Consider the following 21,147-nt stretch of genomic DNA (forward strand, 5'->3'; position numbering starts at 1 on the left):
CGATGACATTGCATTCTTCCTGGGATGCTACAACAGACATTCAAGAAGACGATATTTTCGTTCTTCCGACTTCTTTTGCACAAGCAAGATTGTGGTTTCTGGATCAATTTGAACCAGGCAGTCCTTTCTACAACATTCCTGCCGCTGTCCGCCTTACAGGGAAGCTGAACATTGCTGCTTTGGAGCAAAGTCTCAATGAAATGGTGCAACGCCATGAAGCTTTGCGGACGACGTTTGCGGTTGAAGATGGTCAGCCAGTGCAAGTTATCCGAGCCAGCTTGACTCTAAACTTGCCGATTGTAGATTTAACAGCGCTACCTGCAAGTGAGCGAGAAGCTGAGATTTATGCAAGAGCAAATGAGGAAATCCAACAACCTTTTGATTTAACTAAAGTTCTTCTGTGGCGAGTCACGCTGTTACGACTAGATGAAGCAGATCATGTGTTGCTACTGACCATGCACCATATCATCTCTGATGGTTGGTCTTTGGGGGTATTTCTGCGAGAAATGGCAGCACTTTACGAAGCCTTTTCTAATCGCAACCCCTCACCGCTTCCGGAACTTCCAATTCAGTATGCAGACTTTGCTGTTTGGCAGCGTGACTGGCTTCAGGGGAAAGTTTTGGAAACTCAGCTCAATTACTGGAAACAACAATTGAGTGGTTCTTTGCCAGTGCTGCAACTGCCAAGCGATCGCCCTCGACCTGCTATTCAGTCTTACACGGGGAAAAAGCAATTTTTTGTCCTATCCAAAACCTTGACAGCAGCGCTCAAATCTCTAAGTCAGCAAACAGGTGTGACTTTGTTTATGACAATGCTGGCGGCATTCAAGACGCTAGCACACCGCTACACAAACCAAGATGACCTGATTGTGGGGAGCGCGATCGCAAATCGCAACCGAGCAGAAGTTGAGGGACTCATCGGGTTGTTTGTCAATACCTTGGTGCTGCGAACAGATTTAAGTGGCAATCCCACTTTCAAAGAGTTACTAAATCGAGTTCGGGAAGTAACGTTAGGTGCTTATGCTCACCAGGATTTGCCCTTTGAAAAGCTAGTAGAAGAACTCCAACCAGAGCGGGATTTGAGCCAAAATCCTCTATTTCAGGTGTGGTTTGCTCTTAACAACGCTCCTATGCCAGCGATGCAGCTAGCGTCGGGACTAACCCTAACTCCCTTGGAAGTGGACAGCGGCACTGCACAGTTCGATTTGAGCCTGGATATGGTCGAACGGGGAGAAGAACTGATTGGCTCGTTTGAGTACAATACCGATTTGTTCGACGCGACCACGATTACTCGCATGGTGGGGCATTTCCAAACCTTGCTGGAAGGCATTGTTGCTGATTGCGATCGCCCCCTATCACATTTGCCATTACTGACAGAAGCCGAACAGCATCAGTTGCTAGTTGACTGGAATGACACCCAAGCGAATTACTCTCAAAATCTCTGTATTCATCAGCTATTTGAAGCGCAGGTAGAGAAGACACCAGATGCAGTTGCCGTTGTATTTGAGAACCAACAACTAACTTATGCAGAACTCAATGCAAAGGCGAATCAACTAGCGCATCACTTGCAAAAATTAGGGGTAAAACCAGAAGTTTTGGTTGGCATCTGTGTAGAACGCTCCCTAGAGATGATTGTCGGAATTTTGGGGATTCTCAAAGCGGGGGGCGCTTATGTACCGCTAGACCCTGCCTATCCTTCAGAGCGCTTGGCTTTCATGTTGTCAGATACCCAAGTGCCTGTGTTGCTGACTCAAAATCGGTTGTTAAAGAGTCTGCCTCAACACGAAACAAAAATTATGTGTCTGGATGCAGATTGGGAGGTAATTTCACAAAATAGTACCAAGAATCCACTTACCAAAATAACTGCCGAGAACCTGGCATATATTATCTATACTTCCGGTTCTACTGGCAAAGCTAAAGGAGTGATGATTCAGCATAGCAGCCTGGTTAGTATCTATCTAGCTTGGGAAGAAACTTATCAACTTCGCGCTGCATCAAGTTGTCACCTTCAGATGGCGAATTTCTCCTTTGATGTATTTACAGGAGACTTCGTTCGTGCCTTATGTTCTGGTGGAAAGTTGGTTCTGTGTCCCCGCGAATTCCTACTAGATCTGCCAAAGCTTTATGAGTTGATGCTCCAGGAAAAAGTGAATTGTGCGGAATTTGTTCCGGCTGTTTTAAGGGGTTTAGTTCAATATGTAGAGGATAACAAAAAACGTCTCGATTTTATGCGGCTGCTAATTTGCGGCTCTGATAGTTGGTATGTACGAGAGTATGAAAAAAATCGCCAATTTTGTGGAAGTCAGACGCGACTGATTAACTCTTTTGGCTTGACAGAAGCCACGATTGATAGTTCTTATTTTGAAGGGACGGCTAATTTATCTAGCGAGCAGTTAGTACCAATTGGGCGTCCCTTTACCAACACTCAGCTTTACATCTTAGACTCCCATTTACAGCCATTACCTGTCGGCATTCCTGGCGAACTTTATGTTGGGGGTGCTGGCTTGGCGCGGGGTTATCTCAACCGTCCTGAGTTGACACAAGAGAAGTTTATTTCTAAGCCTTTTAAAGTAGGAACCTCACCCCCTAGCCCGCTCTCCGCAAGCAGAGAGGGGGAACAAGAAATATGTAATCAGCCAGATTCGCGTCTCTATAAAACTGGAGATTTTGCGCGGTTTCTACCTGATGGCAATATTGAGTTTATTGGCAGAATTGACTATCAAGTAAAAATTCGCGGCTACCGGATTGAGCTAGGAGAAATTGAGGGGGTGTTAAGTCAACATCCTGCGGTGCGTGAGGCTGTGGTTTTAGCTGGCGAGAATGAACCAGGAAACCAGCGCTTGATTGCTTATATAGTGAGCAATCCTAATGATGTTAAATTAGGGCAAACGCACGGCTGCACGTCCCTACAAGATTCAGAATTAATTAAAGAATTGCGTGGTTTTTTTAAGGAAAAGCTACCGCATTATATGGTGCCATCGGCTTTTGTGGTGTTGGAGACTTTACCACTAACACCTAATGGCAAATTAGATAGGCGATCGCTTCCAGTTCCCGATCCCACCCGTTCCCAAGTCGAAGCAGCTTATACCGCACCTCAAACCATCACCGAGGAATTTCTCGCAAGAGTTTGGTCGCAGGTTCTGGGAGTTGATAAAATTGGCATTTACGATAACTTCTTTGAGTTAGGTGGAGATTCTATCCTGAGTCTTCAGATAATTTCTAAAGCGCGTGATGCAGGACTTCAGATAAGTCCAAAACAAATTTTTCAATATCAAACAATCGCAGAGTTAGCGGCGGTAGCAGGGACGACGCAGACGACGATTGAAGCCGAACAAGGTATCGTCACTGGAGCGGTACTTCTGACACCAATTCAGCAATGGTTCTTTGAACAAAATTTACTCGATGTTCACCACTGGAATCAGGCAGTTTTGCTGGAAACCCGGCAACGCCTGGATGTCAATCAGTTAAAAAAGGTGGTACAGGCATTACTGAAGCATCACGATTCCCTTCGATTACATTTTGTCAAGGATGCATCCGGTTGGCAACAGTTTTACGCTGATGTTGATGAAGTAATACCACTCATCAAACTTGATTTTTCTAACCTGCCAGAAAATCAGCAAAAGCAAGCGATTGAAGACACGGCTAATGAACTTCAAGCTAGCTTAAATTTATCTGAAGGGTCACTGATTCGAGTTGTTTTATTCCAGCTTGGCGACAATCAGCCGAACCGTTTGTTGATTGTCATCCATCACTTAGCAGTTGATGGTGTTTCCTGGCGAGTTCTACTTGAAGATTTACAGACAAGTTACGAACAAATCAGTCAAGGCAAATTCATTCAACTTCCAGCTAAAACAACTTCGTTTAAACAGTGGTCTGAACAACTACGAGAGTATGCAAATTCAGATGCATTAAAGCAAGAACTAAATCATTGGCTGACAGAATTGCAAAAACCGACTTATTGCTTACCCGTAGATGCTAATGGAATCAATACAATGGCTACGGTTCAAATCGTATCCGTTAGCTTGAGCCAAGAAGAAACTCAAGCTCTATTACAAGAAGTTTCCAAGGTTTATAACACCCAAATAAACGATGTGTTACTAACCGCTTTGGGACAAGCTTTTTCGCAATGGACAGGGATGGATTCGGTTCTCGTGGATCTAGAGGGACACGGACGAGAGACGTTCTCAGAATCAATCGATTTATCCCGCACTGTAGGCTGGTTTACTTCAGTCTTTCCTGTGCTGCTGAATGTGGGGAAAAATAGCAAACCCGGAGAAGCTTTAAAAGCAGTTAAAGAACAACTCCGCCGGATTCCCAATCGTGGCTTTGGCTATGGTGCATTGCGCTACCTCAGCAGTGAAGAAGTCGCCTTGGCACTAAAAGCATTGCCTCAAGCGGAGGTAACTTTCAACTATCTTGGTCAATTCGACCAAACTTTACCGTCATCCTCGCTATTTAAAATCGCCTCTGAATCTACTGGAAACCTTTACAGCCCAAGAGGAAGCCGAGCCTATCTATTAGAAATTAATGGATTAGTTGCAGTCGGTCAACTGCGCCTGGAATGGAGTTTTAGCGAATCGGTACATCGCCGGGAAACGGTGCAGCGACTAGCTGAGGGATATATAGAGGCGCTGCGATCGCTTATTGCCCACTGTCAATCTCCAGAAGCAGGCGGCTACACTCCTTCAGACTTTATCGCCGCCAAAGCCAGTACCAGCGACTTTGACAAGTTGCTAGCCCAAATCAGTCAATCTACCAAAGGCAGCCGCCATGAAAGTTGAAAATCTAGAAGACATTTACGAACTTTCACCGATGCAGCAGGGGTTGCTGTTTCATACGCTGTATGCCCCAAAATCGGCAATGTATTTCGAGCAGTATAGCTGGACGGTGCAAGGAGATTTTAATGCCCTCGCGTTCAAGCAAGCTTGGCAACAGGTAATCGACAGACATCCGATTTTGCGGACTGCCTTCTTTTGGCAAGATTTGGAAAAGCCTTATCAAGTGGTGTACCGCCAAGCTGAACTGATTTGGGAGGAACAAGATTGGCGGCATTCGCAGGAGTTGCAAGCAGAACGCTTAGAAATGTTTTTGCAGGCAGATCGCGATCGCGATTTCGACCTTTCCCAAGCCCCCTTGATGCGTCTCGCCTTGATTCGGTTAGCAAATGATACCTATCAAGTGGTTTGGAGCCATCACCACATCCTTTTAGATGGTTGGTCGGGTCCCCTGGTATTTCAGGAAGTTTACGCCTTTTATCAAGCCTTCTGCCAAGGGCAAGAATTACACCTGGAACGCCCCCGTCCCTTCCGGGAATACATTACCTGGCTACAGCAGCAAGATTTGTCGAAAGCGGAAGCATTTTGGAGAAAGACACTGCAAGGCTTTACCGCACCGACTCCTCTAGGACTAGACCGGATGCACAATCAGGCGAGTCTAGAAAACAAGGACAACGAGCAGCAAATCAAGCTATCGCAGGCTGTCAGCGCTGCTCTGGAAGCCTTAGCACGGCAGCATCGCTTAACGATTAACACCTTAGTGCAAGGAGCTTGGGCGATTCTGCTGAGTCGCTACAGTGGCGAACAGGATGTAATTTTTGGGGCGATTTCTTCTGGGCGTCCAACCGATTTAGTGGGGGTGGAATCGATTGTCGGGATGTTTGTCAACACCTTGCCGATGCGGGTAGATGTCAATCCCGAAGCCGAACTTTTGCCTTGGTTAAATCGTTTTCAGGCTCAACAAGCAGAAATGCGTCAGTACGAGTATAGCCCTCTCGTCAAAATTCAGGGATGGAGTGAACTTCCTGCTAACGTACCTTTGTTTGAGAGCACTGTCACCTTAGAAAACTATCCCGTCGAGCCTGAGCAATGGGAAGAGAATCGGAACCTGAAGATAGACAATTTGCGGATTTTTGAGAAGACAAACTATCCCCTAACCATCATGGCAGGAACGGGAGCGGAATTGTCGATCAGGATTCTATGCGATCGCTCCCGTTTTGATACCGCCACAATTAGCCGGATGTTGGGACATTTCCAAACATTGTTGGAAAGTATTGCCGCTAATCCTAATCAGCGTCTTGGCGACTTACCAATTTTGACCGCCGCAGAACGGTATCAGTTGTTGGTGGAGTTTAATCAAACTCAATATTATTCGACAGACCTAACCCCCCAACCCCCTTCCCTGCGAGGGAAGGGGGTGCATGACGCCCCTCTTCTGCAAGGAGAGGGGCAGGGGGAGAGGTTAACCCAAGAGTATTGCTACCCGACTAAATCCCAGATGGGGCAGTGCATTCATCAGTTGTTTGAAAAACAGGTAGAACAAACACCGGATGCGATTGCGGTAATTTTTGATAACCAACAGCTAACTTATACCGAACTCAATAGTCGAGCGAATCAATTAGCGCATCACCTGCAAAAACTCGGAGTGAAACCCGAAGTTCTCGTTGGCATTTGCATGGAACGCTCTTTGGAAATGGTGATTGGACTTTTGGGTATTCTCAAAGCGGGTGGTGCTTATGTGCCGCTAGATCCCAAGTATCCCCAAGAACGCTTAGCGTTCATGTTAGAGGATACGCAAGCATCCGTCTTGTTGACGCAACAGCAACTCATTGAGAGTCTTCCAAACCATAATGCTAAGGTTGTCTGCCTGGATACCGATTGGCAACTGGTTGCACAACAAAACTCGGAAAATCAGGCTCAAGAAACGACAACCGCAGATAACCTCGCCTACATCATTTATACTTCTGGTTCTACTGGCAAACCGAAAGGGGTTGCGATCGCGCATCACAACACTGTGGCGCTGATTGATTGGGCGAAAACAGTGTTTACACCAGCGGATATGGCAGGCGTTTTAGCTTCTACTTCTATCTGCTTCGATTTGTCAATTTTTGAACTCTTTGTTCCCTTAAGCTGTGGTGGTACGGTTATTCTGGCTGAAAACGCCTTGTATTTGCCGATTTTACCAGCGGCGGAGCGAGTGACGTTAATTAATACCGTGCCCAGTGCGATCGCGTCCTTACTCCGAGATAACGCTATCCCCGCAACAGTCCGCACCGTGAATCTTGCTGGCGAACCCCTGCCAAATAACCTGGTGCAGCAACTCTATCAGCTAAACCACATCCAGCAGGTATTTAATCTCTACGGGCCTTCGGAAGATACTACCTATTCAACATACGCCTTAATCGAACGCGGTAGCCAAGGCACTCCGCCTATTGGTCGCCCGATTGCCAATACACAAGTCTATGTATTGGATAACTCTCTACAACCTGTCCCCATCGGCGTTGCTGGCGAACTCTATCTTGGCGGTGCAGGACTGGCGCGAGGTTATCTCAATCGTCCAGAACTGACAGCCGAAAAGTTTATTGCCAACCCATTTAATCAAAACCTAACTCCCCAACCCCCTTCCCTACGAGGGAAGGGGGAGCCTGACGCCCCTGCCCTACTAGGGGATGGATTGGGGGAGAGGTTGCGCCTCTACAAAACAGGAGATTTAGTTCGTTATCTTCCTGACGGCAACCTAGAGTTTTTAGGTCGAATTGACCATCAAGTGAAAATTCGCGGCTTCCGCATCGAATTAGGGGAAATTGAGGCTGTATTGGCTAAACATCCAGCCATTGAGCAAACCGTTGTCTTAGCTCAAGAGGACGACCTGAATACTCACCGCCTCGTTGCTTATTTGACAACCAAACAACTTCCTCAAGATTTAGATAAATTGCCAGAAATACAATGGCATTCTGAGCATGTATCGGAATGGAAAACAGTCTTTGAAAAGACTTACCACCAAAATTCCAATATTCAGGAAGATACCTTAAATATTAGTGGTTGGAATAGTAGCTATACAGGCTTACCAATTCCAGCCGAAGAAATGCGGATGTGGGTTGACAGCACTGTTGAGCAAATTCTCGCCTTAAAACCCTCTCGCATTCTTGAAATTGGTTGTGGTTCTGGTCTACTTTTGTTCCCCATTGCGCCTCATTGTTCCCATTACTTGGGCACCGACTTCTCTCAATCTGCACTTGACTATATTCAGCAGCAATTAACAACGCAAAACCTGCCCCAAGTAACGCTAGATAGACGACTGGCAGATAACTTTGAGGGAATAGAAGCGGGTGCCTTCGACGTGGTGATTATTAACTCCGTGATTCAGTATTTCCCCAGCACTGACTATCTGTTGCGCGTCTTGGAAGGCGCTGTAAATGCTGTGAAACCAGGTGGTTCTATCTTCATTGGGGATGTGCGTAGTTTGCCGCTATTAGAAGCTTTCCATACTTCTGTACAACTGCATCAAGCTCCCTCTAACCTTTCTATAACTGAATTACGGCAGCGCATCCAAAAACGCTTACAACAAGAGCAGGAACTAATTATCGATCCGGAATTTTTCAGGGCACTGAAGCATGAATTTTCCAAAATTAGTCACGTCCAAATTCAACCCAAACCAGGTAAATACCAGAATGAATTGACCAAGTTTCGCTACGATGTGATTCTTCGAGTCGGTGCTGAAGTCGATTGTTTGCAAGATTTCCCTTGGCTAAATTGGCAGAAGCAAAATCCGACTCTTGGTATTCGTCAGTTACTGGAAGAAACCAACCCAGAGATTTTGGGAATCACGGGAATTCCTAATGCGCGTCTGCTATCTGAGATGAAAACTTTAGAATTGCTAGCTGAAAATGATGGAGGAGAAACTGTTGCCGATTTGCGAAAATCACTGCAAGAAAGCAATACGGAAGATGGGATTGAATCTGAAGAGATTCTAGCTCTAGGTCAAGACTTATCTTACTGCATTCACCTTAATTATTCTGGCAATCATTACGATGCAGTATTTGTGCATAAAACCTTGGCATCTCCAGAGAAATTACCAGCATTCTTGGAAACAAGTGTCAAAGTAAAACCTTGGAGAAACTATGCGAATAATCCGCTGCAAGGAAAAGTAACTCGTGAATTGGTTCCTCAATTGCGCGATTATTTGCAGGAAAAGCTGCCGGAATATATGGTGCCTTCTAACTTTATCCTGCTGGAAGAATTTCCTCTAACTCCGAATGGTAAAATCGATAGGCGATCGCTCATTACTCTCAGCCAAGTCCGCCCAGAATTGGAAAAAACCTTTGTTGCACCACGTACACCAATTGAGCAAACAGTTGCCAATATTTATGCCCAAATTCTAAATCTACAGCAGGTAGGTGCCTCTGATAACTTCTTTGAATTAGGTGGTCACTCGCTACTCGCTACGCAAGTAACTTCCCGGCTGCGGGAAACTTTCCAAGTCGAATTACCGCTACGGACTTTATTTGAGTCACCAACTGTTGCGGAATTAGCTGAAGTAATTTCCTCAACTCAGCAAGCAAAACAAAGTTTAGATTCTAGTTCCATTCCGCGTGTTTCCCGGAATCAGCCACTACCGCTATCTTTTGCTCAACAAAGACTGTGGTTTCTTGATAACCTAGAACCCGGTTCGCCTGACTATAATATTCCTGCACCAGTTCGCCTGGTAGGGCAATTAGACATTGCGGCGCTAGAGCAAAGCTTTAACGAAATTGTGCGGCGACACGAAATATTACGCACCCGTTTTGTGATGGAAGGGCAACCGATTCAAGAAATTGCTCCTGCTATGAAAGTGACATTTCCTATTATCGACTTGCAAGCTTTTCCAGAGGCGGATCGAGAAGTAAAAATTCAACAACTAATTGCCCAAGAAGCATTACAACCCTTCGATTTAACTCAAGCACCGCTGTTTCGGATTCAACTGCTGCAACTCGGTGAGGAAGAACATATTTTAGTTTTAGTTCTGCACCATATCATCTTCGATTTGTGGTCAATTGGGGTGCTGCTGCAAGAAGTGACTGAACTCTACAAAGCGTTTACAACTGGGGAAATTTCTGTGCTGCCTGAATTACCGATTCAATACGCCGATTTTGCGGTTTGGCAGCGGCAATATCTCCAGGGAGAGGTACTGGAAAAACATTTAAGTTATTGGAAACAACAGTTAGGCGGAAACTTACCAGTTTTAGAATTACCGAGCGATCGCTCTAGATCCGCCGTTCAGTCAAATCGAGGTGCCATCCATTATTTGGCTTTCCCCAAAGATTTGAGCGATGCAATTCAAGCTTTCAGTCAGCGGGAAGGAGCTACCTTATTTATGACGCTTTCGGCGGCGTTTAAAACCTTGCTCTATGCCTACACGGGACAGCAAGATATCCTCATCGGCTCCCCGATTGCCAATCGCGATCGCGTTGAACTAGAGCTACTAATTGGATTCTTTGTCAACACTTTAGTTCTTCGCACTGATTTATCTGGAAATCCCAGTTTTCGAGAATTATTAGCACGAGTGCGCGAAGTCACTTTAGGCGCTTATGCTCACCAAGATTTGCCATTTGAGAAGTTAGTAGAAGCGCTACAACCTAACCGCAAAAAAAGTGAATTTCCCTTGTTTAAGGTATGGTTTGCGCTGGAAAATGCCCCAATTCCAGATGTGAAACTGCCGAAATTAACGCTTAGTTCAGTTGAATTTTACAGCGGTATCGCACGATACGACTTAAGGCTGGGGTTAACGGAGACAGCCGCAGGTTTAAGAGGCTCATTAGAGTACAAAACCGAGTTATTTGATGCCGCAAACATTGCTCGAATCGTCGGAAATTTAGAAGCTATTCTGCGGCAAGCCGTGGCACAACCAGAGATTCGATTAGAACAACTTGCAAGTGCGATCGCGCAAGCCGAACAACAACAGCAAATCGCCCAAGAAAAAGAACTCGCACAAACTAGCTTGCAAAAGTTAAAGCGAGTCAAACGCAAAGCTATGCATGGATAGAAACGCCCAGACATCAATTTCAGGGCTAATAGCAGAAGTCCGTTTTAACGGACTAATACATTCAAGATTTAGTCGGTTTCAACCGACTTTGGCTATGAGCCAGGATTTTAAATTCCTGGCGGTATTACGAAAGCACACTTTTGTAAGAAATCTAATGAAACCCCCAGAATCGCCCAAACTCAGCCTTAAAAAAGTAGGAACTGCCCAAAGAAAATCAATTACTGTCTCTGAAGGTGAATTGATTAAAGTAGCACCTCTACAACCTAACCAACCTTTACCGCTCGTTATTGAACCAATGGTAGACGGATTGGACTTAATTACTTGGGCGCAAAACAATCGTTCATTCATTGAAAATCAACTTTCCAAGTACGGAGGAATACTCTTCCGCAACTTCAAAATTCAGGGGATTGAAGTATTTGAGCAGTTCGTCAAAGCCACTTCTGATGGTAAACTTTTACCGTATCAAGATGGTTCGTCGCCGCGGACTCTGGTGAAGGACAATGTTTATACTTCCACCGACTATCCAGCCGACCAAACTATCTTTCTTCACAGCGAACTTTCCTACGCTAATACCTGGCCTTTAAAAGTTTACTTTCACTGCGTAAAGCCTGCGGAACAAGGTGGAGAAACGCCAATAGCGGATATTCGGAAAGTCTGCGATCGCATTCCTGTCCAAATACGCGATCGCTTTCTCCAAAAACAAGTAATGTACGTTCGCAACTTTGGCGGTGGACTCGGACTTCCCTGGCAAAAAGCGTTTCAAACTTCAGATAAAACCGTTGTCGAAGCATACTGTCATGAGAACGGTATTGAGATGGAGTGGAAAGAAGGCGACAAGCTGCGAACTCGCCAAATTCGTCCGGCGGTAGTTAACCACCCGAAAACTGGCGAAACAGTTTGGTTTAATCATGCAGCTTTCTTTCACGTATCAACTCTAGAACCAAAAGTTCGTCAAGCATTGTTAGCGTTTTCGGAAATTGAGCTTCCCTACAACACTTATTACGGAGATAGTTCCCCGATTGAACCGGAAGCTTTGGAGGAAATTCGCTCTGCTTATCGCCAAGAAACGGTGATGTTTCCTTGGCAAGCAGGAGATATTCTGATGCTTGACAATATGTTAACGGCTCATGGAAGAACACCCTTCATTGGTTCGCGCAAAGTTGTTGTAGGTATGGCTGAACCTTTTAGCAGTAAACATATTTAATCCAGAATAAATGAGTTTTAAAAATGGATAATAAAGTTCTAGAAATGCAAAACGGAATCATTCAAGGCTTCCAAATCTCTCCTCAACAAAAGCGCCTGTGGGGTTTGCAGCAGCTTGATTCACTTCAAGCTTATCAAGTGAAGTGCTTTCTTTCAATTGAAGGCGTTCTTAATGTAGAGATTTTGAAGGCCTCCCTACAAAAAATTGTTAATCGATATGAAATTCTTCGTACCCATTTTCGCTGTCTACCGGGAATGACGATTCCCCTACAAGTTATTTCAGATAGCAGCACTATTAACTGGCAATCTATTGATTTGAGTTCTAGCAATATCCAAGAGCAAAAAAATCGACTGGAAGCGCTCTTTAACAAAATAAGTAATGAACACTGCAATTTTGAGCGAGATTCGCTATTACATCTATCCTTCATTACTCTGTCAGAGCAGAAGCATATTTTGCTGATTAATTTACCGGCTCTTTGTGCCGATGCTGCAACTTTACAGCATTTAGCAGAAGAAATTAGTTGTACATACGCTGCTTGTTGTCTCGGTACGGAACTCGACGATGAGATAATGCAGTATGCCGATATCTCTGAATGGCAGAATGAATTACTAGAAAGAGAAAATACGGAAGTCGGACGAAACTATTGGCAAAAGCAAGATTTTTCTGCACTGTTAAATATCGCCCTACCGCTGGAAAAATTAGTTTCAGAACCAGCAAATTTTCAACCGCGATTTATTACAAAGACAATCAATCCCGACCGAGTAGCCGAAATAACAGCATTCGTGAGTAAGAATGGAACTGTGTCGTCATTCCTTCTGACTTGCTGGACAATTTTGCTTTGGCGGCTCACCAAATCTGGCTGTTTGGTAATTGGGACAGCTTTCGATGGTCGAAAATACGAGGAATTGGAATCAGTGCTGGGATTGTTTGCCAAATATTTACCGATTCAAAGCCATTTAGAACCAAAGCTTTCATTTGTTGACTTACTGCAAAAAGTTCATCAGGCGCAGCAAGAATTTTACCAATGGCAAGAATACTTTAGCTGGGATTTGAATGCCTCGGCTGATTCATCCTTTTTTCCAGTTTGTTTTGAATTTAATCAGTCACTTGCTAAGTGTTCTGCTGCTGGTGTTACCTTTTCAATTGAACGGCTTTCCACCTGTATTGACCGCTTCAAAATCAAACTGGCTGGCGTTGAGCGGGATGACTCTTTGAGTATCGAGTTCCACTACGACGCGAACTTATTCGCTGAAACGGATATTCAGCGTTTAGCCGGACATTTTCTTACTTTGGTTGATAGTATCCTCGAAACTCCAGATGTTGCGATTAGCGAGTTGGAAATTCTCAGCAAGGTAGAACGCCAGCAACTTTTGATTGAGTTCAACAATACAAAGATTGATTTTCCTCAACTTCAGGGAATACATCAACGATTTGAGCAACAAGTTGAAAAAACGCCGGAAGCGATCGCGCTTGTCTATGAAGACGAACATCTCACTTATCAGCAGTTAAATCAACGCGCTAACCAACTCGCTCATTCCTTGCGAAAGCTGGGTGTCGTACCAGAAGTTTTAGTCGGTCTTTATCTAGAACGCTCCCTAGAGATGGTTGTGGGACTGTTGGGAGTGCTGAAAGCTGGGGGAGCTTATGTCCCCCTTGAACCCACCTTGCCATCGGATCGTCTAGCGTTCATCCTGCAAGATACGCAGGCAAAGGTGTTGTTAACGCAACAACAGTTAGTCAAAAATCTTCCCGACTCGATAGCTAGCATTTTCTGCTTAGATTCCGAGTCTGAAATGCAACAAGAGAGCGATTGCGCTACCGCGCAGCCTTCGGATCGCAACTTAGAATCAGTTGCCACAGTCGAAAATCTTGCCTATATAATTTACACCTCCGGCTCTACCGGAACACCCAAAGGCGTTGCGGTAGAACATCGACAAATTCTCAACTATCTCAATGGCATTTGTGAAAGATTGAATCTTCCCGATGGTGCCAGTTTTGCAATGGTTTCTACCTTTGCTGCCGACTTGGGAAATACAGTCTTATTCCCCTCTTTGTGTACGGGAGGATGTCTGCACATCATCTCCCAAGATCGCGCCGCCGATGCTGAAGCACTATCGCAATATTTTCAACAGCATCCAGTTGATTTCCTCAAAATTGTTCCTTCTCATTTATCGGCTTTACTATCATCTTCTCAACCAGAATTTATTTTGCCTCGTCAGCGATTAATTTTGGGTGGAGAAGCATCTAATTGGGGTTTGATTGAAAAAATCCAGAACTTAGCTCCATCATGCAGCATTCTCAATCACTACGGACCAACAGAAACAACGGTCGGCGTACTTACCTATCAGGTAGAAAGTGGGAATATAGCTCATGTTTCAAAGATAGTTCCGCTGGGTCGTCCCCTAGCAAATACCCAGATTTATATACTGGATAATCATCTCCAGCCTGTACCGATTGGTGTATCTGGTGAAATTTATATTGGCGGAGAGAGTTTAGCGCGAGGTTATTTAAATCAGCCGGAACTAACCACCAAAAAATTTATTTCCAACCCCTTTATAGAGAAGGATGAGACTGGGTTAAACGATATTCCGCCTAAATCAAAAATCAAAAATCAAAAATCAAAAATCTACAAAACCGGAGACTTGGCGCGTTTTCTACCGGATGGAAACATTGAGTTTCTAGGACGAATTGACTATCAGGTAAAAATCCGGGGCTTCCGCATCGAACTAGGGGAAATTGAGGCGGTGCTAAAGCAGCATCCCGCCGTAGAACAGGCTGTGGTTGTAGTTCGCGAGGATGTGCCTGGGGACAAGCGTCTAGTTGCTTATTCGGTTTTGAGTCAGCATCAAGCGAGTAGAGAAGAATCCACTCAATCAAATCTAATGGGTGACTTACGTTCTTTTGTAAAAGCGAAGTTGCCGGAATACATGATGCCTTCAGCTTTTGTGATTTTAAAGACTCTGCCTTTAACGGCTAACGGGAAAGTGGATCGAAAAAAACTGCCAGCACCTGAGCAAATTCGCCCAGAGTTAGCAGGAACGTTTGTTGCTCCCCGCACCAATGTTGAGGAGGTAATAGCTGGAATTTGGGCTGAAGCAATTGGGATTGAACAAGTGGGTATTTACGACAATTTTTTCGAGCTAGGAGGACATTCGCTGCTAGCAACTCAGGTAATCTCCCGATTACGTGACGCCTTTAATGTGGAGTTTCCCTTGCGGCAGTTTTTCGACTCTCCCACTGTCGCGGATTTAGCAGTCGCGATCGCTCAAAAACTAGCTGAACAAACCGATGAGGAAATGATGGCTCAGATGTTAGCAGAGCTTGATGAAATATCGGAGGAAGAAGTCCGAGAATTTTTGGCTAAGGAAGGAGTAGGCAAATGAGTAATTTAAGCGAAGCGAAGCGCGACGACTTCGTCGTTCGCATCGCCGGACTTTCCCCAGAAAAACGCGATTTGCTGCTAAAACGGCTTAATCAGAAAAAAGAGCCGATTGCACCAACCCAAATACCACGCCAAAACCGGGAATCTAACTCGTTTCCCTTGTCATTTGCCCAACAGCGGTTGTGGTTTTTTGACCAATTAGAGCCGGGAAATACCAGCTATAACATCCCTGTGGCTGTGCGGTTTAAGGGAACGTTGGATGCGATCGCTCTCGAACACAGCCTCAACGCAATTATCGAGCGTCACGAAGCCTTGCGAACTGTCTTCACGACAGTTGATGGACACCCCGTTCAAGTCATTACCCCACAGTTGAAATTAACGCTTCCATTCGTCGATTTGCGGGAACTTCCCAACACCGAACGAGAGCAAGCAGTACGGCAATTAGCCACCGCAGAAGCGCAAAAACCCTTTGACCTCACACAGGCACCTTTGCTGCGAGTTAGCCTGCTGCATCTGAGCGAATTCGAGTATGTGGTGTTATTTACGATGCACCACATTGTTTCAGATGGGTGGTCAATGGGGATATTTATTCAAGAGTTAGTCACCTTTTATAAAGCTTTCTCTAGTAGCAAATTTTCACCCCTTCCTGAATTAAGTATTCAATATGCAGACTTTGCAGTTTGGCAGCGACAGTGGCTACAAGGAGAAGTTTTAGAAACCCAGATTGCTTATTGGAAAAAGCAATTAGGAGGCAATCTTCCCGTACTAGATTTGCCGACAAACAGACCGCGACCTGCGGTGCAAACCTTCCAAGGTGCAGAGGAAAAATTTGTTTTGTCCAAGGCGCTGACTGAGGCACTGACTAAACTAGGTCAGCAGCAAGGAGCGACTTTATTCATTGTTTTGCTGGCGGTGTTCAAAACGTTGCTTTATCGTTATACCGGACAGGAGGATATTTTAGTTGGTTCGCCAATTGCCAACCGCAACCGTGCCGAACTAGAAGGAATTATTGGCTTTTTTGCGAATACTTTAGTTCTGCGGACTGATTTATCGAATAATCCTACTTTTAAGGAGTTGTTAGGACGGGTGCGCGAGGTGGCGTTGGGAGCATACAGCCACCAGGATTTGCCCTTCGAGAAACTGGTAGAAGTGTTGCAGCCGGATCGGGATTTGAGCCGTAATCCGCTGTTTCAAGTGTTATTTGCTCTCCGTAATGTGCCGACACAAAATTTAGAATTGCCGGGAATTTCTCTCAGTCTTGAAGAGATGGAGAGTCAAACGGCAAGATTTGATTTGGTACTCAACTTATCTCAGGAAGCAGGAGGTCTTACAGGAGTATTTGAATACAACAAAGAATTGTTTAATGCCAGCACCGTACAGCGGATGGCAGGACATTTTCAAACGTTGTTAGAAAGTATTGTTGCCAATAGCGATCGCTCTATCTCCACTTTGCCATTTTTAACGCAACCCGAACGGCATCAGTTGTTAGTGGAGTGGAACAATACTCACACGAACGACTCGACGGATCGCTGTCTGCACCAGTTGTTTGAAGAACAAGTGGAACGAACACCAGACGCGATCGCCATTATTTTTGAAAACCAGCAACTCACCTATGCCGAACTCAATGCCAAGGCAAATCAACTAGCGCATCATCTACAAAAACTCGGCGTGAAGCCAGAAGTTTTAGTGGGAATTTGTGTAGAACGTTCCCTAGAAATGGTCGTGGGATTGCTGGGCATTCTCAAAGCAGGTGGAGCCTACCTACCCCTAGATCCAGCCTATCCCCCAGAGCGTCTTGCTTTCATGTTAGAAGATGCTCAAGTTTCGGTGTTATTAACCCAAAAGCGGCTGTTAAATACCCTACCCTCGCATAATGCCGAGATTGTATGCTTGGACGATTGGGAAAGCCTACAAATCGGCAGTCCAAATTCAGTTAAAAATTCCTCCAACTTAGCTTACGTTATCTACACTTCCGGCTCAACCGGACGACCCAAAGGCGTACAAATTTCCCACGCCTGTGTAGTCAACTTTCTAATTTCCATGCGCCAGCCACTAGGAATAACCCAGCCAGATATTTTATTGGCTGTCACCTCCTTATCTTTTGATATTGCGGCGCTGGAAATATTCCTCCCCATAACTGTAGGCTCTCGCGTTGTTGTAGCCACCCGTGAAATCGCCTCTGACGGCGCACAGTTGTTAACAACATTGACCGATTCTGGGGCGACCATCATGCAAGCAACGCCTGCTACTTGGCGACTGCTTTTGGCAGGGGGATGGCAGGGTAGTAAGGGCTTGAAAATCCTCTGTGGTGGCGAAGCCTTACCGCGACAACTCGCCGCTCAATTGCTCGTACGAGGTGATCGCTTGTGGAACTTGTACGGCCCTACCGAAACCACGATTTGGTCTACTATTCATCCAGTTGAAAATAGCGACGCTTGCGTTTCCATCGGGCGTCCCATTGCCAACACGCAAGTTTACATACTCGATACCCATCTACAGCCGGTCCCAGTGGGTGTTACGGGTGAACTGTATATCAGCGGGAAAGGTTTATCCAGAGGCTACCTAAATCGACCTGAACTGACAGCCGAGAAGTTCATTCCCAATCCATTTTTAGAGAAGTCAGAAACGTCGGAATTATTGTACAAAACTGGAGATTTAGCCAGATATCTGCCGAATGGTGAATTGGAATATCTGGGACGCATCGACCACCAAGTTAAAGTGCGTGGCTTCCGGATTGAGTTGGGCGAAATTGAAGCGGTACTGAACCAACATCCAGGCGTGCAGCAAGCCGTAGTGATTGCCAGAGAGGATAATTCTAACGACAAGTATTTGGTTGCTTATGTCGTACCGAAGCAAGAAGCTGCAACGACACCCGTACAACTGCGTTCCTTCCTTAAGGAGAAGCTACCTAATTACATGGTGCCTTCTAGCTTTGTACTGCTAGAGGCAATTCCTCTAACACCCAACGGAAAAATTGACCGTCGCGCATTGCCAGAACCCGACACCGCTAGACCAGAGTTAGAAAGCGCCTATATCGCCCCCCGCACCGCCATTGAGGAAGTTGTTGCAGGGATTTGGACTCAAGTTCTCGGTTTAGAGCAAGTCGGGATGCGCGATCGCTTCTTTGACTTAGGCGGACACTCGCTGCTGGCAACTCAGGTAATTTCTCGCCTCCGGGAAGCCTTTCAAGTTGAAATTCCCCTGCGTTTCCTGTTTGAGTCGCCTACAGTCGCTGGTTTGGCAGAACGGATCGAAACAGCTTGTCGCGCCCAAGAAAATCTTCAAATTCCGCCTCTGGTGCCAGTTGGGCGGGAGGAAAAACTGCCCCTTTCCTTTGCTCAACAGCGATTGTGGTTCCTCGACCAATTAAATCCAGGCAATTCTGCCTATAACATTTCGGCAGCAGTGCGTCTGGTCGGTGCGCTCAATATCGTAGCGCTAGAGCAAAGCTTTCAGGCGATTATCCAGCGTCACGAACCTTTAAGGACAATCTTTGCGACACAAGCAGGACAACCCATTCAGGTAATTATCCCCTCTGCGACTTTCAAACTGCCAGTAATAGACCTGCGATTGCCACCATCCGAACGAGACGCTGAGGTGCTGCGACTTGCTACGGAGGAAGCGCAACGACCTTTTGACCTCACTCAATTGCCGTTGCTGCGCGTCACTTTATTACAACTGGATGAAGCAGAGAATGCGGTACTGCTAACCATGCACCACATCATTGCTGATGGCTGGTCGATGGGGGTACTGATTCGGGAAGTAGCGACCCTCTACGAAGCCTTTTGTGCCGGGAAACCCTCGCCACTGCCCGAATTGCCCATACAGTACGCAGACTATGCAGTTTGGCAACGACAATGGCTGCAAGGGGAAGTTTTGGAAGCCAAACTTGATTACTGGAAGCAGCAGTTAGGTCACAATCCGCCCCAGATGAAACTACCCACCAAACAACCGGCTGCTTCTACTTTTCAAGCTGGCATTCAATCCTTTGAGCTATCTCCAAAGCTGTCTGGGGCACTAAATGTACTCAGCCGCCAAGAAGGTGTAACTCTCTTCATGACGCTGCTGGCAGCCTTTCAGACACTGCTGCACCGCTACACCAGTCAGGATGACATCATTGTTGGCACCGATGTCGCCAATCGCACTCAAGTTGAAACTGAATCGCTGATTGGTTTCTTTGTCAACATTTTGGTCTTACGCACCGATATGCGTGGCAACCCCAGTTTCCGCGAGTTGCTCAAGCGAGTGCGCGACATTACTTTAAAAGCTTATGTCCATCAAGACTTGCCTTTTGAGAAGTTGGTCGAGGAACTGCGTCCTGAAAGGAATTTGAGCCGCACTCCTCTGTTTCAAGTGTTGTTCGTGATGCAAAATACGCCCGTATCTACTTTAGAAGTTTTGGGTTTAACTTTAACCCCAATTGAGGTAGAGGGCGGGACAGCGAAATTTGATTTAGTGCTGTTCGTGTCGGAAACAAAGAATGGCATTGTTGGCAGTTGGAAGTACAACGCCGATTTATTTGATGCGGATGCGATCGCGCGCCTATCTGCTCATTTTGAAACCCTCCTGAATAGCATCGTGGCACAGCCGGATACGCGCCTCAATCGTTTAGAAATACTTACTGAAGCTGAAAAGAAACAACAAGCAATGCAAGAAATCAAACGCGAAAAGAGTAACTTCAGCAAGTTCAAAAACATTAAGCCTAAAGCAGTTACTTTGCCCAAAGGCGAATTAGTCAAAACCGAATATTTACAAGCCGGGGAAGCATTCCCCTTAGTTCTCAAACCTGCCGTAAACGAGGTTGATATCGTTGACTGGGCAAAAAACAACCAAGAATTCATCCAAACCAAGTTATTACAACATGGAGGAATTCTGTTTCGAGGCTTTAACGAACCTTTAGTGTTCGTTTTTGAGCAATTTGCCCAAGCTATTTGTCCCCAGTTATTTGGGGAATATGGAGATTTACCCCGTGAAGGAGTTAGCGGGCAAGTTTACGGTTCGACTCCTTATCCTGCGGATAAAGCTATCTTGTTTCATAACGAGAGTTCGCATTTACACCGTTGGCCTTTAAAAATTTGGTTTTTCTGTGTCAAAGCGGCACAGCAAGGCGGAGAAACCCCCATTATTGACTGTCGCAAAGTTTACCAGCTACTCGAACCTCAACTTCAAGAAAGATTTGCCGAAAAGCAAATTATGTACGTCCGTAACTATACAAACGGATTAGATGTTAGCTGGCAAGAGTTTTTTAGAACGACCGATAAAAGTGTGGTAGAGGATTATTGCCGGAAAGCTGCAATCGAATTTGAGTGGAGAGAAGACAATGGGTTGAGAACTCGCCAGATTCGTCCGGCGATATCTAAGCATCCAAAAACGGGAGAGACGGTATTTTTTAATCAACTTTTCTTGCACCATGTCTCCTGCTTAGATACAGCAGTCCGCGCCTCTTTATTATCTGTATTTGGAGAAGAAAACCTGCCCCGGAATGTCTATTACGGAGATGGCACGACCATTGAAGATTCAGTAATAGCAGAAATTCAAGAAATTTATCGACAGGCATCTGTTAGTTTCCCTTGGCAGGAGGGAGACATATTAATGCTAGATAATATGTTAGCTGCACACAGCCGTAACCCATTTATAGGTTCGCGGAAGATTGTAGTAGCAATGGGGGAAATGACAACTGACCAAGAAATTAAAAGAGAGGCTTTTTAACGCAAAAAAACCGCAAAGAAAAGTTAGCAACTTTTGCGTTTTTATCTTAACGCCT

General features: G+C 45.5%; 5 protein-coding genes. All 5 read left to right on the top strand.

The window, feature by feature from the left end:
* Positions 1-2 precede the first annotated feature (2 nt).
* The 5 genes from NC994_RS09465 (at position 3) to NC994_RS09485 (ending at position 21,092) form a co-directional block, all read left to right on the top strand.
* The gene (locus tag NC994_RS09465) at positions 3-4,781 is read left to right on the top strand and encodes a non-ribosomal peptide synthetase (protein ID WP_190432125.1); all 4,779 of its coding nucleotides are present in this window, start codon (positions 3-5) and stop codon (positions 4,779-4,781) included.
* Positions 4,771-10,797, top strand: a complete 6,027-nt coding sequence (locus tag NC994_RS09470) for a non-ribosomal peptide synthetase (protein WP_199299417.1) — start codon at positions 4,771-4,773, stop codon at positions 10,795-10,797. The genes NC994_RS09465 and NC994_RS09470 overlap by 11 nt, the downstream gene beginning before the upstream one ends.
* A 154-nt stretch (positions 10,798-10,951) precedes the next feature.
* A complete protein-coding gene (locus NC994_RS09475; RefSeq protein WP_190432130.1) occupies positions 10,952-12,001 on the top strand; it encodes a TauD/TfdA family dioxygenase in 1,050 nt (349 codons plus the stop codon).
* Positions 12,002-12,024: 23 nt separating this feature from the next.
* Positions 12,025-15,384 (top strand): amino acid adenylation domain-containing protein, encoded by a 3,360-nt coding sequence (locus NC994_RS09480; protein ID WP_242032491.1) that lies wholly within the window; start codon positions 12,025-12,027, stop codon positions 15,382-15,384.
* A complete protein-coding gene (locus NC994_RS09485; RefSeq protein ID WP_190432131.1) occupies positions 15,381-21,092 on the top strand; it encodes a non-ribosomal peptide synthetase in 5,712 nt (1,903 codons plus the stop codon). The genes NC994_RS09480 and NC994_RS09485 overlap by 4 nt, the downstream gene beginning before the upstream one ends.
* The last annotated feature ends 55 nt before the right edge of the window (positions 21,093-21,147 follow it).

The sequence above is a fragment of the Trichocoleus sp. AS-A1 genome, assembly GCF_039962015.1.
Taxonomy (GTDB): domain Bacteria; phylum Cyanobacteriota; class Cyanobacteriia; order Cyanobacteriales; family FACHB-T130; genus FACHB-T130.

Excerpts from the sequence above, each read along its gene's own strand:
- NC994_RS09465 (WP_190432125.1), top strand. The coding sequence starts at position 3 with ATGACATTGCATTCTTCCTGGGATGCTACAACAGACATTCAAGAAGAC.
- NC994_RS09470 (WP_199299417.1), top strand. The coding sequence starts at position 4,771 with ATGAAAGTTGAAAATCTAGAAGACATTTACGAACTTTCACCGATGCAG.
- NC994_RS09475 (WP_190432130.1), top strand. The coding sequence starts at position 10,952 with ATGAAACCCCCAGAATCGCCCAAACTCAGCCTTAAAAAAGTAGGAACT.
- NC994_RS09480 (WP_242032491.1), top strand. The coding sequence starts at position 12,025 with ATGGATAATAAAGTTCTAGAAATGCAAAACGGAATCATTCAAGGCTTC.
- NC994_RS09485 (WP_190432131.1), top strand. The coding sequence starts at position 15,381 with ATGAGTAATTTAAGCGAAGCGAAGCGCGACGACTTCGTCGTTCGCATC.